We start from the raw sequence: 22,788 nt of genomic DNA on the forward strand, positions 1-22,788 counted from the left end.
AGTGTTTATTATACAGCTGCACATACAATGGATACCCCCGGGAAAGGATGGAAACCATGGCCCAACTGGCCGAAAAATTCCTGCTTGGCCGTTTCGCCAGAATCAGTTGCGGGAGCCTGTTGCTGGTGGCGGTGGTCATGGCCGTCACCGGGAATTACCTTGAGGCCGCTGCCGGCGCTGCCGGCGCAGCGCTGATCTGGAGCAGCCCGGCATTCAGGCCGGGACGAGACAGTCTGTCGTGGAAGAGCATCAATCAGGTAATCCTCCTGCTGACCTTCCTCATCCTGCTGACCAGCCTGTGGTCTGGCCCACAGGGGCTGACCCACTGGCTGTATGCCCTGCCTCTGGTGGCTTTCGGCCTGCTCCCGGCAGCCTGGGGAGCGCTGCTCACAGCGACAACCGTGGTAGCAGTCATGGTGGCCAGCACCTGGGCGACCGGCGCACCGGAACGGCACCAGCTTGTCGCTGCCCTGCTGCTCACCGTGGTGTTGTCCTGCGTGCTGGTTTTCCTGCGGGAATACAAGACCCGCCAGCTTGCGCCACTGCGGCGAACAGACGAACTGACCCAGGCCGCCAGCCGGGAATACCTGTCGGCAGACCTCCACAAGGAAATCCAGCGCAGCGAACGTGAAGGCACCGCCATGGCGGTGATGATGATCGGTCTGGACACCCACCTCAGCGACACCAGTCCCGACGCTGACATCCGCTCGATCCTGCCCCGCATCGGGCGCTTTCTGCACTCCCAGCTGCGGGATTTCGACACCTACTACCGGGTGGCAGACCTGCAGTTCCTGGCCATCCTGCCCGGCACCAACTCCCACGATGCGGCCCTGACTGCAGAGAACCTTCGCAAGGGCCTGCAGGCATTGCTGGCCTCTCACGACCTCGACCTGACTGTCAGCGCAGGCGTTGCGGCCCTGAATATTGGCGATGACGCCGACAGCCTGCAGCAGTCTGCGGCAAATGCCCTGCGCCGTGCCCAGCAACAAGGCGGCAACCGTATCCAGACCTTCAGCTCCCGCCCGTACATGTCCGAACCGGGCAGCCCAGCCACCTCAAGGAATCCGGCACCATGACGGAAACCCGCCTGCGCACCTGGACCCACCTCGCCGGCTACCTGCTGGCGACCCTGTTTATTGTCATGCTGGCGAGCCAGAACCTGCGGTATGGACTCTACGAACTGTTTTACCTCGCCGCAGGGCTTGCCCTGCTGACCCTCGGCGGGGCCGTTTACACGCTGGTTTCGCGGCGACAGCAACTCAGGGCCCCGGGCCACCTGATGATCCTGGCGGCGGTCAATGCCCTGGTACTGGCAGCGGTCGTCACCCTGGACCGCCCATACATCAGTCACTGGTGCCTGCCCTTGCTGGTGCTTAACTTCATCATTCTGCCTCTGCGCCAGGGCATCACCCTCTCCCTCGCGCTGACCACCGGGCTGACACTGTTCCTGCTGGTTCGGCTGCCGCTGGTGGAGGCCCTACCACCGGCATTCGCAGCGGTCATCCTGACCAGCGTGGCCGCACTCTATATCTGGCATTACGACCATATGGCGCAATCCGCGGAAGATCTCGCAATTACCGATCCCCTCACCGGCGCCCACAACGCCCGCTTCCTTGATGAAACCCTGCAGAAAGAGATCAGCCGCAGCGAGGCAACTGGTCACCCGCTATCTGCGATCATGCTGGCCGTTGACTATGCCGACGAGGCCGAGGACCTGCACGGTGTCACCGGCATGCAGACACTGGGCCGGGCCCTGACCCAACACCTGTTCGGCGTGATCCGGGCCGGCGATACCCTGTATTCCCTCCGCACCGGTGAATTTTTCCTGATCCTGCCATTCACGCCGGAAGATGGTGTGCGGGTAATCGCCGAACGGATTCGTCGCACCGTGGCAGAGCACAGCTGGCCGGTCGCCGGCAAAATCACCATCAGCCTGGGTTGTACCACCCGGACCCGCCAGGACACCCGTTCGACCCAATTACGAGAGCGTGCAGCCCAGGCGCTGGGCACCGCCCGCAAACGCGGCCATGACACCATCTGGTACAGCACCGGAGAAAGCCGTCAGCCATGACTCCCGAGTGGCTGCAGCTATTGACCCAATGGCTGGGGGATAACCCCGGCTGGCTGGCGGCGGCGTTGTTCCTGGTCGCGTTCCTGGAGTCCCTGGCGATTGCAGGCATTGTCATTCCCGGGGTCGCCATCATCTTTGCGGTGGCGGCCCTTGCCGGCAAGACCGGCATGCCGCTGTTCGAGGCACTGATCTGGGCAGGGCTGGGGGCCATCGCCGGCGACCTGCTCAGCTTTGGCCTGGGCCGGATGTTTCAGGGCCGGCTGCACAGCATCTGGCCGTTCAGCCGGTACCCGTCATTTGTTACCAAGGGCGAGCGCTTTTTCTATCGCCACGGCGGCAAGAGCGTGGTGATCGGGCGTTTTGTCGGCCCGATACGGCCGGTCATTCCGATGGTGGCCGGCGCCCTGCTGATGCCCTGGCGACGCTTCGTGCTGTTCAACCTGCTGTCCGCCATCGGCTGGGCACCGGTGTACATCCTGCCGGGCTATCTGGTGGGCAGCGCACTGGCCAGCGACGTGCGCCTGCCCCCGCACTTCTACCCGATTCTGGGCATCAGCATTGCAGCACTGACCCTGGTCTACCTGGTGATATTCCGCTTCCAGCTCGGACTGGGCACGGAGGGCCGGCTCTACCGGTTACTGGCAAGGCACATGGAGGGCTACAGCCGGGCTCACCGCATCTGGCGGCTCTACTCCAGCCAGCGCCCAGCCAGCAACCGTGAGTTCCCCCTGCCATCACTGATCCTGGCGGTAGGTGCCGGCTCACTGTTCCTTGTGTGGGCGATTCTGACCACGGCGACAGACCTGCTCACCAGCGCCGACATTCTCACCCGGGACTGGTTTACCGCCCTGCGCAACTCGCTGCTCGACCCCGCCATGATTTTCTTCACCCTCAGTGGCGACATGCCGGTGCTGGTTGCCGGTGCGCTGATCGGAGCTGCGGTGCTCGGGCTTCGCGGCTACTACGCCGCCGCCGTGCATGTACTGCTGGCCCTTGCGCTGGCAGCAGGGCTGATCTGGGCCGGCAAGTACGGCTTTGGGGTGCACCGGCCGACGCTGGTCAACGCCCCGCCCGACTCCGGCGCGTTTCCCAGCGGGCACGCCGCCGGGATTACCGTCCTGGCGGGCCTGCTCGCGAGCTTTATCGCCCGGGAGCGACCCAGCGCCCGGCGCTGGCTGGTGTATCTGGTGTTCAGCTTTCCGATGGTGCTGGTGGGGCTTTCCCGGGTTTATCTCGGGGTACACTGGATGACCGATGTGGTGGGAGGCGTCGCGCTGGGACTGGCCGTCTGTGGGCTGGTACGCGCGAGCTACAGCCGCCATGACCAGGTCCCGCTATCGCTGGAACCGGTGGCCGTAACCGGCCTGTTGGCATGGCTGGCATTTGCCGGGAGCTACATAGCCCTGCACTGGGACAATGCGATTATCGCCTATCGACTCGCCAGCGTGTGATCTCTACTCCATGGCCTCCAGCAGGCTATGGAGGCGTGCCAGTCGCTCAAGGGGGTCCTGCAGCTCGACCAGCCGCTGCTTTTCCTGCTTGTCCAGGGGCAGCAGTTCGGTCAGCCGCCAGCCCACGTCACGGGCATCGTCATAATCCACTTCCATGTTGAGATCCCTGACCACCGGGTGGCGGAACAGCGCCTTCAGCACCGAGGGCAGCTCGGCGTATTCTTCAGGCACATCGAGCTCGTCCTCATCAACCAGGCACTCCACATCACCGACATTCAGCCCGTCCGCCTGCTTCCAGCACTTGACCACCGTAACCTTGGCATGTCCCTCAACGGTAATGCCCAGTAACCCGTTGTCCAGCTGCTGGAAATCGATGATACGCACATAGGTGCCGATGTCGTAGAAGGCCGCCGCCTGGCTGGTTTCCAGGCCCTCCCGCAACAACACGACGACGAAACCGCGGTCTTCCTTGAGACAACGGGTCAGCATGTCGATATAACGGGGCTCGAACAGCTGGAGTGGAATCCTGCCGCCGGGCAGAACGATGGAATTCAGTGGAAACAAAGGTACATTCATAGTCGGAACAGTCACCTGATACCTTACTCCGGGCCTGGCCAGCCCCCGGCCGAACATCGCCCCGCTCAATAGATCGACAGCACCTGCTGCATACGATCGACCCGCGCCCTCGCTGCCGTCAGCAATTCGAGACTACGGGATGCATTTAGTCCCAGTCCTCCCAGCCGACGGTACGCGGGAACCCGGGCGAACGGCGGCAAGCCGGCATTCTGATTGGTTCCAACCATGGCATGCAAGCGCGCCACGATCACGATATCCACCAGTTGGGGCGTCGCCTCCAGGCACTCGTAGTCCCAGCTGCCGGCATGGCGCGCCACCTCGACAAACCGCTCGGGGAATGACCAGTGTTCGAGAATGGCAGCGCCGATATCGGGACACAATTCCTTCATAGCATGGTCAAGGTTGACCGGGTCTGCAAACAGTTCCACGTGATGTTCGGCCCGCACCAGTACTGGAACCGCCCCCAAACCATGAAGCAGGCCCGCCAGCATTGCTTCCTCCGGGTTACCGCCGGGCAACCGGTCGGCCAGCTCCCGGCTGATCGCGGCAACATCCCGGGCGTGATGCCAGGTTCTGGTCATGGCCGCCTGTACCGTCGGGTGGCGGGAACTGAAAACCTCCCGCATGGCGAATTCGGTTACCAGCTTCCGGGTGGTTTCCACACCCAGCCTGGCGACGGCCTCCGGAATACTGCGGACGTCACCGAAGCCGCGAAACAGCGGCCCATTACAGGCCCGGACCAGCTTGGCAGCCATGGCCGGGTCCGCGGCAATGGCCTCCGCCAGGCCGGCCGCGGATACCTCCTGGCGTTCTGCCGCACGGCGCACCTTCCAGGCCACATCCGGAAGCCCCGGCAACGTCACGTGATTGACCCGCAAATCGCCATAGAACTCCATCAACAGACGGTGCTCCTCACTTTCATCACCCCCCCGGCTCAGCAGCCCGGTGTGCGCTGTAGACAGCGAACTGACAGGGGTCACCGGCGCCTGCCGTAACAGCTGATTGAGCACGTCCTGCTCGACAACCAGGAATTCACAAGGCTGGTGGGCGGTTACCCGAAACATGCGGGGCTGCAGGCGGGCAATGGCGTTGGCGGCCTGATCGCTTTGAGCCGCAATGGTCAGGGTGCGCCCATCCACCGCAGTGAGGTCCACCGAACCGGACAACAGGAAATAGTCGAGCCCGTCCCGACTGCCCCGTTCCACAACCTTCTGGCCGGCACCGAAACGGCGCCGCTCGGCACGACTGGCCAGCAGCACCAGCTGGTCCCCGGCAAGGCGGCACAGCGGCTGCATGTGCCGCAGACGGTGATCGACTGGCAGGTTTTCCTGGCCACCCATATGTCGGGTTCCTCCGGGCAATCAGGCGGGGAGCTGTGGAGTAGTTGATCCCGTGGATTGTAACCGCCACCGGGCAAAACAACCATGCGATCAACGTGGAATCTGTTATCCTCTGGTTTTGTTTGAACCGACTGAGAGAGACCACACGCCCATGCCCCAGTATCGTTCGCGGACATCCACCGCAGGTCGTAACATGGCTGGTGCCCGTGCGCTTTGGCGCGCCACCGGCATGAAGAATGAGGATTTCGGCAAACCCATCATTGCCGTCGCCAACTCTTTTACCCAGTTCGTCCCCGGGCACGTTCACCTGAAGGACCTGGGCCAGCTGGTCTGTCGCGAGATCGAAGCCGCCGGCGGGGTGGCCAAGGAATTCAACACCATCGCAGTTGATGACGGCATCGCCATGGGCCATGACGGCATGCTCTACTCGCTGCCGTCGCGGGAAATCATCGCAGACTCCGTGGAATACATGGTAAACGCCCATTGCGCGGATGCCCTGGTGTGTATTTCCAACTGTGACAAGATCACCCCGGGCATGCTGATGGCGGCCATGCGGCTGAACATCCCCACCATCTTTGTCTCCGGCGGCCCGATGGAAGCCGGCAAAACCAAGCTGTCCGAACACAAACTGGACCTGGTGGATGCGATGGTGATCGCGGCCGACCCGAACGCCACCGATGAACAGGTTGAGGAATACGAGCGCAGCGCCTGCCCGACCTGCGGCTCCTGCTCCGGCATGTTTACCGCCAATTCGATGAATTGCCTGACCGAAGCCATTGGCCTGGCCCTGCCGGGCAACGGCTCGCTGCTGGCCACCCACGCCGACCGGGAGCAGCTGTTCCTGAAGGCCGGCCGGCAGATCGTGGAAAACTGCCGCCGCTACTACGAACAGGATGACGCCAGCGTTCTGCCGCTGAGCATTGCCTCCATGGCCGCGTTCGAGAACGCCATGGTGATGGACATTGCCATGGGCGGCTCCACCAACACCATCCTGCACCTGCTGGCCGCAGCCCAGGAAGGTGGCGTACCCTTCACCCTGAACGAAATCGATCAACTGTCCCGCAAGGTGCCCCAGCTGTGCAAGGTGGCGCCGAACTCTCCCAAGTATCACATGGAAGATGTCCACCGCGCCGGCGGCATTATGGGCATCCTGGGCGAACTTGAGCGCGGCGGCCTGATCAACGCAGATCTGCCCACGGTTCACAGCAAGACCATGAAAGAGGCCCTGGAAACCTGGGACATCATGCGCTCTCCGACCCCGGAGGTGGTGGAGTTCTACAAGGCCGGGCCGGCGGGAATCCCGACCCAGACCGCATTCAGCCAGAGTACCCGCTGGCCATCCCTCGATGGTGACCGCGAGAACGGTTGTATCCGCTCAGTCGAACACGCCTATTCTGCGGAAGGCGGCCTGGCCGTGCTGTATGGCAACATCGCGCTGGACGGCTGTGTCGTGAAAACCGCCGGGGTAGACGAAAGCATCTTTGTGTTCGAAGGCAAGGCACGGGTGTTTGAGAGCCAGGACTCCGCCGTTCACGGTATCCTTAACGACGACGTCAAGTCCGGTGAAGTGGTGATCATCCGCTACGAGGGCCCGAAGGGCGGCCCCGGCATGCAGGAAATGCTCTACCCGACCAGCTACCTGAAGTCCAAGGGCCTGGGTAAATCCTGCGCGCTGCTGACCGACGGCCGGTTCTCGGGGGGTACCTCAGGGCTGTCCATCGGCCATGCCTCGCCGGAAGCCGCGGCCGGCGGTGCCATCGGGCTGATTGAGAATGGTGACCTGATCCGTATCGACATCCCCAACCGCTCGATCAATGTGGAAGTGGATCAACACGAACTCGATCGCCGCCGTGCACAGCGCGACCAGGATGGCTGGAAGCCGGCGCAGCCCCGCGACCGCAAGGTTTCCGCCGCACTCAAGGCTTATGCCCTGCTGGCCACCAGTGCCGATAAAGGTGCAGTTCGGGACCTCAGCAAACTCGACTGAAGCCGTCGCGGCCCGGTATCCGGATACCGGGCCGCAATTCCGGGGCGGCATCAGCCGCCTTCATTACCCTCGCGCGTATCCGTCGCCTCCCGCTCCCCGCCCACACTGGCCAGGTGTGCGGCATGGCCAAACTCGCGAATAAAGATCCCCCAGAATGCCATGAACAGTGCTGCCACCAGCGGCCCCATTACAAAGCCGTTGACGCCGAACATCACAATACCGCCAAGGGTAGACAGCAACACGATGTAATCGGGTAATTTGGTGTCACGCCCGACAAAAATCGGTCTCAGCACATTGTCCGCCAGCCCGATCACTACCACCCCAAAAACAGTGAGCACCACCGCAGACACCACTTCGCCTGTCGCCGCCAGATAGATAGCAGCCGGCACCCACACCAGGGCAGCACCAACTGCCGGCAACAGCGAGACGATAGCCATTACCACCCCCCAGAGCAGTGCGGCGTTGATATCCAGCACCCAGAAAATGAAACCGCCCAGAGCACCCTGAATAATCGCAATCAACAGATTCCCCTTGACGGTGGCCCGGGTCACTTCGGCGAACTTGGCAAACAGCAGGCGCTCCCGCTCATCGCCAAGCGGCAGGGCGTGGATCAGCAGATCCACCAGGCGGGTACCGTCACGCAACAGGAAAAACGCCAGATACACCATCAGGGCGAGGCTGAGGAAAAACTGAAAGGTGTTCTGACCAAACCCGAGGGCCTGCTTGGCCAGAAACTGGCTGCCGCCGACAACGGCATTGGCAATCCGGTCGCGGATTTCCGTCACGCTGATGTCGAACTGCGCCAGGAAGGCCTCAATGGCCGGGAACGACCTGTTCACCCGGTCAATGTATTCCCCCGGCTTGATCTGGCCACTCTGGATCTGCTGATACACCCCCAGCCCCTCGGCAATCAGCGAGGACACCAGCACCATCACCGGAATAACGACGATAACCAGGCAGATCACCAGGGTCAGCAGCGCGACCAGATTGGGGCGGGGCCCGATCCGGGCAAGCAGCCGCAACTGAACCGGATAGAAGATCATCGCAATTGCCATCGCCCAGAAAATCGGCCCGAAAAAGGGCTTCATCAGAAACACAAAAGCCAGCGATACCCCCACCAGCATCGCCAGGAAAGTCCGTGTTTCCAGTTTTTCGTACATACTCAGAGTCCTTGCTTCAAACAGGTCGGCGGGCAGGATGATAGCCTATCACGCCGCCGTGGCCAGAAAAGCGATTTTCAGGGTATAGTGGACGGTTAATGATCAGCAAACAAACAGGTCCGCGCTTGGATACTGCAGACTTTACCATCGAGACTGCCCTTGAAGCTGCCGTAGAGCTCACCCGGGTTCTCGCAGCCCGCAAACACCGCCGCAAAGTGATGGGGCAGGAGGTCTGGGTGCCCGGTCAGCTGGGCCAGGCATTACAATTACCCCAGATCATCCACCGCCTTCGCAGCAAACAACTGCGCCAGCGTGAACAAGGGCTTGAGGAGTTTGCCGATCTGTGGAGTACGCTGTCCCGACCGACCCGGCAAAAGGTCAGCAGCGCCCTGGGCTGGTATGACCCCAAGGAGTTGGACTGGGATGACAAGCGCTCCAATCGCAGACCGTTGCCGGGCCCCGAAGATTAACCACCGGTAACGGATACGATGAACCGGATTGCAGATTGGTAACGTATGGTTCCTTTTAGTTGAGTCCTGACTTTTAATTGTCACATCGCGGACATACCTTGGACTTTCACCGGAGGAAAACCATGACCGATAATCATCACTACCACGCCATCCTGGCCCAGGGCAGCGCCGTACCCACCCTGCTGTGCGGCCATTGCCAGTCAACCCTGTCCCGCTCCCGGGTATTCCGTAACGCCGGCCAGTGGGATATCGCCCCCGGATGCGACACCATCGGCCTGTGTTCTGCCGACGACTGTGGTGCGGTGAACTGCTGCGACGAGGCCCTGGGCAAACTGGAAAATCCCGACCGCTTTCTCCAGGTCGCGTCCTGAATCAATCGCGCAACGCACTGTTACGCAAACGAAACACATCTTTCCGCCATCTGCTTTATGCTGACTGTTATGGCCCGTATGTCTTCACTGGCCACACACATCACTTGTCAGGGCAGTAGATGGCATGCGCATCCTGAGAACCGATGAGGCCCGTTTCAACGGCCTTCCGGACTATCCTTTTTCTCCTTCGTACCTTGAGGTCGAACCCGGTCTGAGGATGCACTATGTTGACGAGGGGCCGAAGGATGGCCACCCGGTGGTCATGCTGCACGGCGAACCGTCCTGGTCCTATCTGTACCGCCACATGATTCCGCGAGTGGCGAAGGCCGGACATCGGGTGCTGGCTCCCGACCTGATTGGATTCGGCAAATCCGACAAACCGGCCGCGGTAGAAGACTACAGTTACCAGCGCCATCTGAGTTGGCTCGCCTCCTGGCTGAAAGCCCTGGATCTGCAGGACGCCACCCTGGTGTGCCAGAACTGGGGCTCGCTGCTTGGCCTTCGTCTCGCCGCAGAACATAACGATCGGTTCAGCCGGATCATCGTCGGCAACGGCATGCTGCCCACCGGCGACTCCCGGGTGCCGGCGGTTTTCTCGCTGTGGAAAGCGTTCGCCAGCTACAGTCCCTGGTTCCCGGCCGGGCGCATTGTGCAGCTCGGCACCGAGCGCGCGCTCAGCAAGGCGGAACTGGCCGCCTATGATGCACCCTTCCCGGGCCCCGAATTCAAGGCTGGAGCCCGCGCCTTCCCTCGCCTGGTACCGATAACCGCAGACGATCCGGCAAGCGCAGCCAACAAAGCGGCCTGGAGTATCCTGGAGAAATGGCGCAAACCGTTTATTACCTGCTTCAGTGGCGGCGATCCGATTACCCGGGGCGGAGACCGCCACATGCAACGACGGATCCCCGGCGCCCACGGCCAGCCCCACATCACCCTGCAGGGGGGGCATTTTCTCCAGGAAGACTCGCCGGAAGACTTCGCCCGCATCATTATCGACGCCTGCAAATCTTCCCGGGCCGCCTGAAACCGGCCCTCCATCCCCCGCACCGGCAACTACCTACCAATGTTGCCGGTGCTTTGCGTGTTAAACAGCGCGCATTGGGCTATAATGGGCGACAACGTACATTGCCCTGCAATGCCCTACCCTCCGAATACCGAGTACATTAATGTCTGAATTGTCTTTTGCCGACCTTGGCCTGGATCCAGCGGTTCTTGAAGCTGTCACCGCCGTAGGATACGAAACCCCTTCACCCATCCAGGCCCAGTCCATTCCTGCGCTGCTGCAAGGTAACCATTTGCTGGGCGTCGCCCAGACCGGTACCGGTAAAACCGCGGCCTTCGCCCTGCCCCTTCTGAGCCGGGTCGATGCCTCGGTTATGGATCCGCAGATCCTCGTGCTGGCTCCGACGCGGGAACTGGCCATCCAGGTCGCAGAAGCGTTCACGACTTATGCCAGCAAGTTTCGCAACTTCCACGTGCTGCCGATTTATGGCGGGCAGGACTTTTTCCCCCAGATCAAGGGACTGAGGCGCGGTGCGCAGGTCATTGTCGGCACACCGGGCCGCCTGCTCGACCACTTGCGCAAGGGCACCCTGAAGCTGGATAAACTCAAGGCACTGGTGCTGGACGAGGCCGATGAAATGCTCCGCATGGGCTTCATCGACGATGTCGAAGCCATCCTCGCCAAGACGCCCGAGAACTGCCAGCGTGCACTGTTCTCCGCCACCATGCCCCCGCAGATCAAGAAGGTTGCCCAAACCTATCTGCGCGACGCAACGGAAGTGAAGATCGAGAGTGAAACCCGCACGGTCGAGCGGATTGCCCAGTTCGTGCTGCCGGTCTATGCCGAGCGCAAACTGGATGCCCTGACCCGCATCCTCGAAGTCGAGCCGATCGATGCCGCTATCATATTCGTGCGCACCAAGGCGGAAACCACGCTGCTGGCTGAGAAGCTGTCCGCCCGCGGCCACGCTGTGGCACCGCTGAACGGCGACCTGAACCAGCGTCAGCGTGAGCAGACGGTCGAGGACCTCAAGCGCGGTAAAAAGGACATCGTGGTTGCAACCGATGTCGCCGCCCGCGGCCTTGACGTGCCCCGCATTACCCACGTCATCAACTACGATGTCCCCTACGACACCGAAGCCTACATCCACCGGGTCGGCCGCACCGGCCGCGCGGGACGTAATGGCAAGGCGATCCTGCTGGTCACCCCCCGCGAGCGAAGCTGGCTGCGCACCCTGGAGCGCGCCACCAACTCTCCGATGGAGCCCTATGAGCTGCCGTCACCGGCGGATCTGCAGAAAATGCGCATCGAGCAGTTCGAAAGCCAGCTGCTGGGCTTTGCCGAGGACCGTAAGCTGGCCAAGGCCATGGCCATGCTGGACGAGATCGCCGAACGCAACGAGATGGACATGGCCATGGTAGCCGGCGCCCTGGCCGTGTGGATGGAAGCGGCCCAGCCGGGCTCGCTGCCGCTGGAGCAGCCCGAGGCATTGCCGGTGGTTTCTGCGGCACCGCCCCGTGACCGCAAAGGCGGACGTCCGGGCGGCAAACCTGGCTTCAAACCCGGTTTCAAGAAGGGCCCGAAAGCCGGAGCCGGCAAAGGCTTCAAGGGTAAGCCGGCTGGCAAAGGCGGCAAGCCTGCCGGCAAACGCCCGCCCCGTCAGTCTGACGCCAAGCGCTGATAGATTACAAAGCTGTAGTCGTAAGGGTTGTTATCGGACGCGGAGAAATCCTCCCGTCCGATTTCTTCCCACTCATCCCAGTTCACTTCCGGAAAAAACGCATCCCCCTGCACTTCGGCGTGCACCTGGGTGACGTACATGCGGTCCACCAGAGGTAATGCCTCGGCATATATCTGGCCACCGCCGATAATCATTACCTCGTCCCCACCTTCCAGTTCGGCCTGGGCTTCGGCCTTGACCAGGGCATCCTGCAATGACGCGGCCCCGACGGTTCCCGCCGGCGCTTGCCAGCCCGTATTGCGGGAGATCACCACGTTCATCCGCCCCGGCAACGGCCGGCCGATGGAATCCCAGGTTTTGCGGCCCATGATGATGGGTTTTCCCATGGTCGCCTGTTTGAAATAACGCAGGTCCCCTGGCAGATACCACGGCAGCTTGTTGTTACGGCCGATGACCCGGTTACGGGCCATCGCGACGATGAGGGCTTTCCTCATTTCAGATCCTCTCGTTACGGAGTTAGCAAGAGACGGAACATTCTTTTCAAAACCCGCTCAAGCACATCCATGTGGCGCTTGAGCTCCGCCCCTCTGCGCTTATCGCTCCTGCGTCGCGCAGAGAGTCCAGTGCAGGCCGTCCATGGCCTGCCCGTGAAGAGCTTTTCGCTCTTCACCCATGGCTCCGCACAGTTTTGAAAAGAATGTTCCGCCCCTTGCAGTCTGACTTTTGATGTTGCTAATCCGACTTAAATTGCTATGGGCGCCTTGATCACCGGATGCGGGTCATACCCTTCAAATTCGAAGTCTTCCAGTTCGTAATCGAAAATACTGGCCGGTTTGCGCTTGATCACCAACCGCGGCAACGGTCGGGGTTGCCGCTGGAGCTGCTCAAACACAATGTCGTCGGTGAGGTGATTCTGGTACAGGTGACAGTCACCAAAGGTATGCACGAACTCACCTACGCCCAGGTCACACTGCTGGGCAATCATGTGGGTCAGCAAGGCGTAGGAGGCGATGTTGAATGGCACCCCGAGGAACAGGTCGGCACTGCGTTGATAGAGCTGACAGGACAGCTTGCCGTCGGCCACATAAAACTGGAACAGGCAATGGCAGGGCGCCAGCGCCATGCGGCCCTGACGGACATTATCCTGGGGGCCCACAGACTCATCCGGCAACTCAGCGGGGTTCCACGCCGAGACAATCAGCCGGCGAGAGTTGGGCTTGCTGCGGATCTGCTCGATCACTTCGCTGATCTGGTCCACGACCCGTCCATCCGGGCACTGCCAGCTGCGCCACTGCTTGCCGTAAATGGGCCCAAGATCCCCATTGTCCAGTGCCCATTCGTCCCAGATGGAGACCTTGCGCTCTGTCAGCCAGTTGTTGTCGGTGGAGCCGTTGAGGAACCACAGCAGCTCGTAGATGATGCTACGCAAGTGGACTTTCTTGGTGGTCACCAGCGGAAAGCCTTCCTGCAGGTCAAAACGGATCTGGCGGCCAAAGACCGAACGGGTTCCGACGCCAGTGCGGTCACCCCGGTCCAGGCCGTTGTCTACCACATCCCTGATCAGGTCGAGATAGGCTTTCATTGCGGTTGCCTCCGGTAAGCAAAGATCATCAGGCCCGCGCCGGCCAGAATCATCGGGAACGACAGCAGTTGTCCCATGGTGAGCCAGTCAAAGGCCAGGTAGCCGAGCTGGGGATCCGGCTGGCGGACAAACTCCACCAGGAAGCGGAACAGGCCGTAGCAAATCAGGAACAGGCCGGATACCGCCATGCGTGGCCGGGGTTTCGCCGAGAACCACCACAGGATGACAAACAGTACCACGCCTTCCAGGGCAAACTGGTACAGCTGCGAGGGGTGACGGGCCAGGGCATCGGGCGCCTGGGGGAACACCATACCCCAGGACACGTCGGTCGGCTTGCCCCACAGCTCGCCGTTGATGAAGTTGCCAATGCGGCCTGCCCCCAATCCCACCGGCACCAGCGGGGCAACGAAATCGGCAATGGCAAAGAAGCCCCGTCCCAGCTTGCGCCCAAACCACCACATCGCCAGCATCACCCCGATGAGACCACCGTGGAAGGACATTCCCCCTTCCCATACCCGCAGCAACCACAGCGGGTCGGCAAGGAAAGTGTCAAAGTTGTAGAACAGTACGTACCCGAACCGGCCACCAAGGATGACGCCCAGGGCAATATAGAACAGCAAGTCTCCCACCTGCTCCTCGGTAACGGGCGACCAGGACTTGCGGGCACGGACACGGCCAAGCCACCAGCCCACCACAAAGCCGACCAGGTAGGTCAGCCCGTACCAGTGAACTTTGACGGGGCCAACAGCAATGGCAACCGGATCAAACTGCGGATGCTTCAGCATCGATAACCTCTCAGCTCAGGAGAAAACGTAGCCCCACCACGATCAGCATGGCGGCAAAACCACGCTTCAGCAGTTTGGCGTTCAGACGGTGGGCCAGGCTGGCACCAACTCTGGCAAACAGTACGCTGGTCAGGATGATGCCCAGAAACGCCGGCAAATAGATGAAACCAAAGCTCAGTTCGGGCAACTCGGCGTGGCTCCAGCCGGTCCAGATATTACCGAGGGCACCGGCGATGGCAATGGGCAGGCCGCAGGCCGCGGAGGTACCCACCGCCTGCTGCATCTTGACGTTGCACCAGCTCAGGTAAGGGACGGTCAGGGTACCGCCGCCAATCCCGAAAATGGCAGACGCCCAGCCGATACTGGCCCCGGCACCCGTCAGGCCGGCGGTACCCGGCACACCCCGTGAGGGTGAGGGGTTGACTTCAAAAAGCATCTTGAGTGCCACCAGGATCACGAAGATGCCAATCACCAACTCCAGCGTCGGACCGCTGAGCAATGAGGCAGTCCATGCCCCGAGCAGGGCACCGACGACAATTCCCGCTGTCATTGGCCGGAAGATATCCCAGCGCACCGCCTGGTGCTGGTGGTGGGAGCGGATCGAACTCATGGAGGTAAAGACAATGGTCGCCAGCGAGGTGCCGACTGCGAGGTGAGCGGCAATTTCCGGACTGATCCCCTGCAGGCCGAAGCTGAAGATCAACACGGGGACGATAATCAGGCCGCCGCCAATACCGAACAATCCGGCCAGGGTACCGGCAAAGGCCCCGAGGGCCAGGTACGATGCAATAACGTATACGAGGGTCATATAATGCCGCCGTGCTGAGAAAGAATTCGAGGCTGGTATGATACACATCACTGGCCAGCCCTTCACCGCCCTTGATGATATTGCAGCGGTGACCACACTCTCCGATCATCCAGCGAGCAATCCATGTGCCTGATAGCCTTCGCCCTTGCCCAGCATCCCGAGTACCCCCTCGTCGTGGCGGCCAACCGTGACGAATTCTTCCAGCGGCCGACGGCGGCCATGGACTGGTGGCCGGACCAGAATCTGCTCGCCGGCCGCGATCTCAGCTCCGGCGGCACCTGGCTGGCGGTATCCCGGGATGGCCGGGTGGCCGCGGTGACCAACGTCCGCGAAGGCAGTCCGGAGCCGGGACGGGTCTCCCGGGGCGAGCTGCCGGTGCTCGCACTGTCCGGGCCCGACGCTATTGCCTCGCAGTTACCGGCACACCAGCATGACTACGCCGGTTTCAACCTGCTCAGCCTGGCTGACCGCTCCGGCTGGTACTACAGCAACCGGGATGCCCACCCCGGCCGCCATATTCACCGCGGGGTTTACGGTCTGAGCAACCACCTGCTGCAAAGCCCCTGGCCAAAACTGCTGCGCCTGCGGGACGGCTTTGCCAGCACGCTGCGCAAGGATCTCGGCGCCGGGCCGCAAGCACTGCACCGGGACCTGATCCGGTTACTGCAGGATGACACCCCGGCAGACGACCGCGACCTGCCGGACACCGGCGTCGATATCGCCACCGAGCGGATGCTGTCGTCACCCTTTATCCGCGGCGAGGCCTATGGCACCCGCGCCACCACCATTGTTTCTGTAGGCGCCAGCGGAGAGATACTGGTGACCGAACAAACCTGGCTGCCATTTGGCCGCCCTGGCGAGCAAAGACAGTTCAGCTGGCAGCGTGAATCCTGAAGCTTTGATATAATCGCGCCAAACCGCACCACAACCGGAGGGGCCGACCAGCATGGCCGACCAGACCAGCACGACATCCATTGCCGACTTTGAAAAATCCCTGGACGAACTTGAAAAACTGGTCAGGGACCTGGAGCAGGGCGAGCTCTCCCTGGAGCAGTCGCTGGCGGCCTTCGAGCGCGGGGTCAAACTGACCCGGGATTGCCAGCAGGCCCTGAAATCTGCGGAACAACGGGTGGAGCAACTGGTACAGAACCAGGATGGCAGCCTGACAACTCGCCCCTTCAATCCGGATGAGACTGCCTGATGCCCAGATCCACCACGGCTGCGACCGCCTTTCTCGAGACCTGCCGCGGCCGCATCGACCAGGCCCTGGAAGCCCGCTTTGCCATTGATGTGGCCTCGACACCCCGGCTGCTCGAAGCCATGAAGTACAGTGTCCTTGGCGGCGGCAAGCGCATCCGCCCGGCGCTGTGCCTGGGGGCCGCCCAGGCCCTGGGGCAGTCCACCGAGGTGGCCGTGGTGCCGGCCTGCAGTGTCGAGCTGATTCATGCCTATTCGCTGATCCACGACGACTTGCCGGCGATGGACGATGACGAGTTGCGGCGCGGGCGACCGACTACTCACATCGCCTTTGATGAGGCCACCGCTATCCTGGCGGGGGATGCCCTGCAGACCATGGCCTTCGGCTGGCTGGCCGAGGCACCGGGGCTAAGTGAGGGTACCCGGCTCGGCATGATCCGGGAGCTGGCGGTGGCCAGCGGCCACCGGGGCATGGTGGGCGGCCAGGCAATCGACCTGGAATCCGTGGGCAAGACCCTGACGGTGGAAGCCCTGGAGCGCATGCACCGGGCCAAGACCGGCGCGCTGATCGAGTCCAGCGTCCGCCTCGGCGCACTGACCGCAGAGCGGGTCCGGGATGATCAGCTGGCACGCCTGTCCGACTATGCCGGCGCCCTTGGCCTGGCCTTTCAGGTCCAGGACGACCTGCTGGACATTGAGGGTGATACCGCCGTTATCGGCAAACCCCAGGGCTCCGACCTGGCCCGCGCCAAGCCAACCTACCCGGCCCTGCTAGGTATTGACGGCGCGCGGACCTATCTGCAGCGCCTGCTGGACACCGCGCTGATCAGCCTCGGCGGCTTCGGCCCGGAAGCCGATCCTCTGCGCGCCATGGCCGACTTTATCGTGGCGCGTAACCACTGAGCTCGACAGGCTGGCCTGTCAATCCCACCTCAATCCGGCAATCCACCGGTTTTGGGTGTGAAACAGGCCGCCTTCATCCCGTATAATACCCGTTCGCACAACTATCGCTCACCTATCCGGAAAAGACCCGAGCAGATGCAGGATACATATACATTCAGGGAGTTCCCGCCACAACGGCCGAACACGCCGCTGCTGGACCGGATAGATACCCCGGACCAGCTCCGTCTGCTGTCTGCAGACCAGCTTCCCCAGCTGGCGAGGGAGCTGCGCGCTTTCCTGCTGTGGTCCGTCAGCCAGACCGGCGGCCATTTTGGCGCCGGCCTCGGAGTGCTGGAGCTGACCGTGGCACTGCATTATGTCTTCAATACCCCGAGCGATCGCCTGGTCTGGGACGTCGGCCACCAGGCCTACCCCCACAAGATCCTCACCGGTCGCCGGGAGCAGATGGACACCATTCGCCGCAAGGGCGGCCTTGCCGGCTTCCCCAAGCGCGCCGAAAGCGAATACGACACCTTTGGCGTCGGCCACTCCAGCACCTCCATCAGTGCCGCGCTGGGCATGGCCATCGCCGCGCGGATGCAGGGTACCGGGCGCAAGAGCATTGCCGTCATCGGGGATGGCGCGATGACCGCCGGCATGGCCTTCGAGGCCCTCAACCACGCAGGCCACCTGCATGCCGACATGCTGGTTATCCTCAACGACAACGACATGTCCATCTCCCGCAACGTGGGCGGGCTGTCCAATTACTTTGCCAAGCTGCTGGCCAGCCGCACCTACAACCAGGTTCGCGACAGCAGCAAACGGGTACTGCAAGCCGCCCCGCACCTGATGGCGCTGGCCCGCAAGACGGAAGAACACTTCAAGGGCATGATCGCCCCGGGCACCCTGTTCGAGGAACTGGGCTTCAATTACATCGGCCCCATTGACGGCCACGACCTGCCGCTGCTGGTGGAAACCCTGGAGAATATCCGCGAGCTCGATGGCCCGCAATTCCTCCACGTGGTCACGACCAAGGGCAAGGGGTTTGCACCGGCGGAAGCGGACCCGATCGGATATCACGCCATCAACAAGATCGAGCCGGTCCCGGCCAGCAAACCGGAACCGGTGGCGCCACAAACGCCGAAACCGAAATATGCCAACGTATTCGGCCAGTGGTTATGTGACAGTGCCGCCCAGGATGAGCGGGTGGTGGGTATCACCCCGGCCATGTGCGAAGGCTCGGACCTGCTGGCGTTCTCGGAACGCTTCCCGGACCGCTATTTTGATGTCGCCATAGCCGAACAGCATGCGGTGACCCTGGCTGCGGGACTGGCCTGCGACGGCGCCAAGCCGGTGGTCGCTATCTATTCGACCTTCCTGCAACGGGCCTATGACCAGCTGGTTCACGATGTCGCCATCCAGGACCTGGACGTGCTGTTTGCCATCGACCGCGCCGGCCTGGTGGGCGAGGACGGGCCGACCCATGCCGGCGCCTTCGACATCACTTACCTGCGCTGCATCCCCAACATGGTCATCATGACCCCGTCGGATGAAAACGAAACCCGCCAGATGCTGCAAACCGGCATGCTGTTTGACGGCCCGGCGGCGGTTCGCTATCCGCGGGGCACCGGTCCGGGCGCGGTAATCGAGCAGGAACTGCGGCCACTGCCGATCGGTCGCGGCCGCCAGGTTCGTGACGGCAAAACCGTGGCCATCCTCAACTTCGGCACCCTGTTGACCCCGGCCCTGGAAGCCGCAGGGATCCTGGACGCCACCGTGGCCGACATGCGCTTCGTCAAGCCGCTCGACAAATCCCTGGTACTGGAACTGGCCAGGCAACATGACCTGCTGGTTACGCTGGAAGAAAACACCGTTGCCGGCGGCGCAGGCAGTGCGGTTACGGAATTCCTCAATGCCGAGGGCATCACCCAGCCGGTTTTACAGCTGGGGCTGCCTGACACCTTCATCGATCACGGTAAGCACGAGGAACTGCTGGCGGAGTGCGGCCTGGATGCACGAGGTATTCGCCAGGCCATCGAGAAACGGCTGGACCGCATGCGTCAGCATCAGTCCCTGAAGGCCGTTCCTTAAGTCAGAAGGAAGACGTCCAGCCGGCGACCCGGTCAGACCGTCGGGTCGTCGTCCTGATGGGTATCAAGCCAGTGCCCCAGCTTGCTCTGCTTGGTATTGAGGTAGCTTTCGTTGTGGGGGTTGCGGCCGACATGCAGGGCCACCCGCTCGGCGACCTCGATCCCAAGTGACTCCAATGCTGCCACCTTGCGCGGGTTATTGGTCATCAGCCGCAGGCTCTTGATACCGAGGTGACCAAGCATATCCTTGCACATGCTGTAATCGCGCAGGTCCGCGGCGAACCCCAGCTGCTCGTTCGCCTCAACCGTGTCGGCGCCCTGGTCCTGCAGGTGATAGGCGCGAATCTTGTTCAGCAGCCCGATACCCCGTCCTTCCTGTCGCAGATACAACAGGATGCCACGACCTTCGCGGGCAATACTGCGCAGCGCCTCCTCCAACTGATAACCACAGTCACAGCGCATGCTGTAGAGCGCATCTCCGGTCAGACACTCGGAATGAGTCCGTGCCAGCATCGGTTCGCCACTCCCCAGATCTCCAAGCGTCAGGGCAACATGCTCCTTGCCGGTGTCCGGTTCCTCGAAACCGTGCATGTCAAAGACACCGAAGGGTGTTGGTAACCGGCAAGTCTGGATGTAACGGACAGCCACAATGATTCCTCGTGGTTAACTTCAGTAAGCCGCGCATTTTACCAGAAGGCTCGCGGATGGCGTAGTGTAACCCGGTGATTGACGTCATGACCGCACAGCGGTACGGGTCGCACAGGCCTGTGGCAACCAGTGGCAGGCAGATTTCAGGAAGCAGGATGCGGGGGTTCAGCCGCCTGTGGCATTCATGAAGCGGAGAATCTGCGGCTCTTCTTCGAGACTGAAGTGGTGTTTTTCCGGCTTGATCGCCATCGCACCATACAGCGCCTCACGTACCCGGTGATCGACCGATTGCTGATCCTGGGGGCCATCACGGAGTACCGCCCGCAAATCCACTGAATGCTCGTTGCCCAGGCAGAGCAGCAAACGGCCTTCGGTGGTGATCCGCACGCGATTGCAGTCGCCACAGAAGTTGTGACTGTGCGGGGAGATAAAGCCGATACGGGTGTCATGACCGGGAATCCGGAAATACCGGGACGGTCCGCCGGTATCGTCCTTCGCAGCTTCCAGTGGAAACTCCTGACGAATGAGCTCCCGCAACTCGTCACTGGCAATGAATGCACTGGAACGGTCGTGCTCGGTAATGACACCGAGTGGCATTTCTTCAATAAAGCTCAGATCCAGACCACGTGCCAGGGCGAACCGGACCAGCGGTAACACCTCGTGCTCATTGCGCCCCCGCAGTATGACGGCATTGAGCTTGGTGTGGCGGAAGCCGGCGCGCTGCGCCGCCTCAATACCAGCCAGCACCCGACCAAGACGCCCGGTTCTGGTGAGCTCATGAAAGCGGCCTTCATCCAGGCTGTCCAGGCTGATATTGAGGCGATCCACACCTGCGGCCTTCAGTGGCTCGGCGAGATCCTGAAGCCGCCCGCCATTCGTGGTCATGCATAGCTCGCGCAGTCCCGGAAGCGCTTTCAGCCGCTTTGCCAGGCCGACTACACCCGGCCTGACCAACGGCTCGCCACCGGTCAGCCGGATCTTGGTAACGCCACAGGCAACCAGGTTACGGGCCAGCGCTTCCATTTCTTCGAGGGACAATACCTCACTCTTGGGAAGGAAGGTCATATCCTCGGACATACAATAGACACAGCGGAAGTCACAACGATCGGTCACCGACAACCGGACATAGGTGACCCGGCGCCCAAAGTTATCAACCAACGGTTGTGCAATCGTCATGGTCAAGCTCCGCTATCTACTTTCCAGTGTCCGCTCCGCCCACCTTTCTTCTCGAGCAAGCGGATGTCGCCAATCTGCATGCCCCGATCAACGGCCTTGCACATGTCGTACAGGGTCAGCGCCGCCACACTGACCGCAGTCAGTGCTTCCATTTCCACCCCGGTCTGCCCGGCCAGCTTGCAGCGCGCCTCGATGCGGACGCCCGGCAAGGTATCATCCGGGACCAGCTCCACTTTTACCGAGGTGAGATTCAGGGCGTGACAGAGCGGAATCAGGTCGTGGGTTTTCTTGGCGGCCATGATGGCTGCTACCCGCGCCACCGCCAGCACATCCCCCTTGGGGTGCTCGCCGTCGACAATCATCGCGAGGGTTTCCGGCGCCATATGGATGACACCCTCGGCCCGGGCTTCCCGCTCGGTGACGGACTTGTCGGTGACGTCCACCATACGGGCCGCGCCCTTGGCATCAAGATGAGTAAGCTCGCTCACAAAGTCTCCTGTTTCAGGGCTGACATGCCTTGAGTAACGGCTGGAACCGCCTTTGTTCTCAGCATAACAGATATAGTCGCTACCACCAGTAACTGATCCCGGCAATGCCCTGGCTTCCGGCAGCCCTGGCCTTGAGCAGATCGCCCGGACCGACGCCGCCCAGCGCGAAAACCGGCATCGGAGCTAGCTGGACCTGCTCCGCCAGCGATGGCCAGCCAAGGGTGGCGGCGCCGGGATGGGAGGGCGTCGGCTGAACCGGCCCGAGGGTAATGAAATCCGCCGCCAGGGTCGCGGCGTGGGCAACCTCATCCCTGTTATGGCAGGACACCGCCAGCAACTTGTCCCGGCCAACCGGCCTCTCGGCGAGTTGGACAGCCTCCCGCCAGGGCAAGTGCACGCCAGCCGCTTCCGGCACGCTGGCAAGAACCGCCGGACTGCCTTGGAGCATCAGTCGGCTGCCGGCGGCACTACACAGCTCAAGCGCCTGTCGAGCCAGTTCCAGGTAGGCGCCGGGCTCCAGCCACGGCGCCCGCAACAGCACCAGGGGGGGCGCACCAGTCGCCAGCGCCTGCGCCAGTCTGGTCGCCCCCTCGGCGGGCGTGCGGAACGGACCGGTGATTCCGTAACGGTCCGGTAACCGCAAGGCCCCCAGAATTGCCCGGTTGGCAGCGGGGAAGTCATGGTCACGGAGCTCATCAAGGCGCATCCAGCGCACGGGCTGGCCTTCGCGTCCTTCCGCCACACCCGTGGCCGCGCTGGTTTGCCAGACGTCCAGAAATACCCGCTTGTCCCCGTAATCGTGGCGGATGCCGATAACCGGCTGCAGGCTGCCGAGAGGCACGGCGAGGCCGGTTTCCTCGGCAATTTCCCTGACAAGCGCCTGGCCGACGGTCTCGCCGGGCTCGACCTTCCCCCCCGGAAACTCCAGCAGTCCGCCCTGATGGGCGTGCTCCGGCCGGCGCGCAATCAGCAGCCGGTCATCACGCCAAATCACCGCGACCGCAACGTGAACCTCTTTCACA

At 62.2% G+C, this 22,788-nt stretch carries 23 protein-coding genes; 12 read left to right on the forward strand and 11 right to left on the reverse strand.

Translation table 11 applies throughout. The annotated features are described in order from the left end of the window. Nucleotides 1-56 precede the first annotated feature (56 nt). From CLH61_RS11685 to CLH61_RS11695, 3 genes are read left to right on the forward strand one after another with little or no spacing between them, the layout of a single operon-like run. Complete coding sequence (locus tag CLH61_RS11685; RefSeq protein WP_099614907.1) at nucleotides 57-1,076, forward strand: GGDEF domain-containing protein; 1,020 nt, start codon at nucleotides 57-59, stop codon at nucleotides 1,074-1,076. Beyond that, complete coding sequence (locus tag CLH61_RS11690; protein WP_099614908.1) at nucleotides 1,073-2,071, forward strand: GGDEF domain-containing protein; 999 nt, start codon at nucleotides 1,073-1,075, stop codon at nucleotides 2,069-2,071. Before CLH61_RS11685 ends, CLH61_RS11690 begins: the two co-directional genes overlap by 4 nt. Beyond that, a complete protein-coding gene (locus CLH61_RS11695) occupies nucleotides 2,068-3,522 on the forward strand; it encodes a bifunctional DedA family/phosphatase PAP2 family protein (protein WP_099614909.1) in 1,455 nt (484 codons plus the stop codon). Before CLH61_RS11690 ends, CLH61_RS11695 begins: the two co-directional genes overlap by 4 nt. A gap of 3 nt (nucleotides 3,523-3,525) precedes the next feature. Here the strand turns inward: CLH61_RS11695 and CLH61_RS11700 are convergent, their stop codons facing one another. Further along, the gene (locus CLH61_RS11700; protein ID WP_099614910.1) at nucleotides 3,526-4,098 is read right to left on the reverse strand and encodes an LON peptidase substrate-binding domain-containing protein; all 573 of its coding nucleotides are present in this window, start codon (nucleotides 4,096-4,098) and stop codon (nucleotides 3,526-3,528) included. Nucleotides 4,099-4,163: 65 nt separating this feature from the next. Continuing rightward, a complete protein-coding gene (locus tag CLH61_RS11705) occupies nucleotides 4,164-5,438 on the reverse strand; it encodes an HDOD domain-containing protein (RefSeq protein WP_099614911.1) in 1,275 nt (424 codons plus the stop codon). 151 nt (nucleotides 5,439-5,589) lie between these two features. Here CLH61_RS11705 and ilvD point away from each other — a divergent pair, with 151 nt between their 5' ends. Then, nucleotides 5,590-7,425 (forward strand): dihydroxy-acid dehydratase, encoded by a 1,836-nt coding sequence (gene ilvD, locus CLH61_RS11710; RefSeq protein WP_099614912.1) that lies wholly within the window; start codon nucleotides 5,590-5,592, stop codon nucleotides 7,423-7,425. A gap of 50 nt (nucleotides 7,426-7,475) precedes the next feature. Here the strand turns inward: ilvD and CLH61_RS11715 are convergent, their stop codons facing one another. Next, on the reverse strand, nucleotides 7,476-8,585 hold the full coding sequence (locus tag CLH61_RS11715) for an AI-2E family transporter (protein WP_099614913.1): 1,110 nt from the start codon (nucleotides 8,583-8,585) through the stop codon (nucleotides 7,476-7,478). A 98-nt stretch (nucleotides 8,586-8,683) separates the two neighbouring features. Between CLH61_RS11715 and CLH61_RS11720 the strand changes: the two genes are divergently transcribed. The 4 genes from CLH61_RS11720 to CLH61_RS11735 all read left to right on the forward strand — a co-directional run bounded on the left by CLH61_RS11720 (nucleotide 8,684) and on the right by CLH61_RS11735 (nucleotide 12,110). Further along, complete coding sequence (locus CLH61_RS11720) at nucleotides 8,684-9,055, forward strand: hypothetical protein (RefSeq protein ID WP_099614914.1); 372 nt, start codon at nucleotides 8,684-8,686, stop codon at nucleotides 9,053-9,055. Nucleotides 9,056-9,177: 122 nt separating this feature from the next. After that, entirely contained in the window at nucleotides 9,178-9,426 is a 249-nt protein-coding gene (locus tag CLH61_RS11725) for a hypothetical protein (RefSeq protein ID WP_099614915.1), read from the forward strand. A 124-nt stretch (nucleotides 9,427-9,550) separates the two neighbouring features. After that, nucleotides 9,551-10,450 (forward strand): haloalkane dehalogenase, encoded by a 900-nt coding sequence (locus tag CLH61_RS11730; RefSeq protein ID WP_099614916.1) that lies wholly within the window; start codon nucleotides 9,551-9,553, stop codon nucleotides 10,448-10,450. A gap of 142 nt (nucleotides 10,451-10,592) precedes the next feature. Continuing rightward, nucleotides 10,593-12,110: a DEAD/DEAH box helicase gene (locus tag CLH61_RS11735; RefSeq protein ID WP_099614917.1), complete on the forward strand. Its 1,518-nt coding sequence runs from the start codon at nucleotides 10,593-10,595 to the stop codon at nucleotides 12,108-12,110. On the opposite strand, the gene CLH61_RS11740 is transcribed toward CLH61_RS11735, so the two are convergent. The 4 genes from CLH61_RS11740 to CLH61_RS11755 all read right to left on the reverse strand — a co-directional run bounded on the left by CLH61_RS11740 (nucleotide 12,089) and on the right by CLH61_RS11755 (nucleotide 15,285). Then, a complete protein-coding gene (locus CLH61_RS11740) occupies nucleotides 12,089-12,604 on the reverse strand; it encodes a dihydrofolate reductase (protein ID WP_099614918.1) in 516 nt (171 codons plus the stop codon). The genes CLH61_RS11735 and CLH61_RS11740 overlap by 22 nt on opposite strands. Nucleotides 12,605-12,852: 248 nt before the next feature. Further along, nucleotides 12,853-13,692, reverse strand: a complete 840-nt coding sequence (locus tag CLH61_RS11745) for a thymidylate synthase (RefSeq protein WP_099614919.1) — start codon at nucleotides 13,690-13,692, stop codon at nucleotides 12,853-12,855. Next, complete coding sequence (gene lgt / locus CLH61_RS11750; RefSeq protein ID WP_099614920.1) at nucleotides 13,689-14,477, reverse strand: prolipoprotein diacylglyceryl transferase; 789 nt, start codon at nucleotides 14,475-14,477, stop codon at nucleotides 13,689-13,691. Before lgt ends, CLH61_RS11745 begins: the two co-directional genes overlap by 4 nt. A 10-nt stretch (nucleotides 14,478-14,487) precedes the next feature. Further along, a complete protein-coding gene (locus CLH61_RS11755) occupies nucleotides 14,488-15,285 on the reverse strand; it encodes a sulfite exporter TauE/SafE family protein (protein ID WP_099614921.1) in 798 nt (265 codons plus the stop codon). Nucleotides 15,286-15,408: 123 nt separating this feature from the next. Here CLH61_RS11755 and CLH61_RS11760 point away from each other — a divergent pair, with 123 nt between their 5' ends. The 4 genes from CLH61_RS11760 to dxs all read left to right on the forward strand — a co-directional run bounded on the left by CLH61_RS11760 (nucleotide 15,409) and on the right by dxs (nucleotide 19,455). Further along, nucleotides 15,409-16,179, forward strand: a complete 771-nt coding sequence (locus tag CLH61_RS11760) for an NRDE family protein (RefSeq protein WP_099614922.1) — start codon at nucleotides 15,409-15,411, stop codon at nucleotides 16,177-16,179. Nucleotides 16,180-16,231: 52 nt separating this feature from the next. Then, nucleotides 16,232-16,486, forward strand: coding sequence for an exodeoxyribonuclease VII small subunit (locus tag CLH61_RS11765; protein WP_099614923.1), 255 nt, complete (start codon nucleotides 16,232-16,234; stop codon nucleotides 16,484-16,486). Next, nucleotides 16,486-17,385: a polyprenyl synthetase family protein gene (locus tag CLH61_RS11770; protein WP_099614924.1), complete on the forward strand. Its 900-nt coding sequence runs from the start codon at nucleotides 16,486-16,488 to the stop codon at nucleotides 17,383-17,385. The genes CLH61_RS11765 and CLH61_RS11770 overlap by 1 nt, the downstream gene beginning before the upstream one ends. A gap of 135 nt (nucleotides 17,386-17,520) precedes the next feature. Next, nucleotides 17,521-19,455 carry a 1-deoxy-D-xylulose-5-phosphate synthase gene (gene dxs / locus CLH61_RS11775; protein ID WP_099614925.1) on the forward strand — a complete coding sequence of 645 codons (1,935 nt, stop codon included), beginning with the start codon at nucleotides 17,521-17,523 and terminating at the stop codon, nucleotides 19,453-19,455. Between the two features lie 32 nt (nucleotides 19,456-19,487). Here dxs and ribA read toward each other — a convergent pair whose 3' ends face one another. The 4 genes from ribA to CLH61_RS11795 form a co-directional block, all read right to left on the reverse strand. Next, nucleotides 19,488-20,102, reverse strand: coding sequence for a GTP cyclohydrolase II (ribA, locus tag CLH61_RS11780; RefSeq protein WP_099614926.1), 615 nt, complete (start codon nucleotides 20,100-20,102; stop codon nucleotides 19,488-19,490). A 165-nt stretch (nucleotides 20,103-20,267) separates the two neighbouring features. Next, the gene (gene moaA, locus CLH61_RS11785) at nucleotides 20,268-21,272 is read right to left on the reverse strand and encodes a GTP 3',8-cyclase MoaA (RefSeq protein WP_099614989.1); all 1,005 of its coding nucleotides are present in this window, start codon (nucleotides 21,270-21,272) and stop codon (nucleotides 20,268-20,270) included. An 8-nt stretch (nucleotides 21,273-21,280) separates the two neighbouring features. Next, complete coding sequence (gene moaC / locus CLH61_RS11790; RefSeq protein ID WP_099614927.1) at nucleotides 21,281-21,766, reverse strand: cyclic pyranopterin monophosphate synthase MoaC; 486 nt, start codon at nucleotides 21,764-21,766, stop codon at nucleotides 21,281-21,283. Between the two features lie 79 nt (nucleotides 21,767-21,845). Next, nucleotides 21,846-22,787 (reverse strand): Nudix family hydrolase, encoded by a 942-nt coding sequence (locus tag CLH61_RS11795; RefSeq protein ID WP_099614928.1) that lies wholly within the window; start codon nucleotides 22,785-22,787, stop codon nucleotides 21,846-21,848. Between the last annotated feature and the right edge of the window lies 1 nt (nucleotide 22,788).

Origin of the sequence: Marinobacter profundi (assembly GCF_002744715.1) — a bacterium.
GTDB classification, from domain to species: Bacteria; Pseudomonadota; Gammaproteobacteria; order Pseudomonadales; family Oleiphilaceae; genus Marinobacter; species Marinobacter profundi.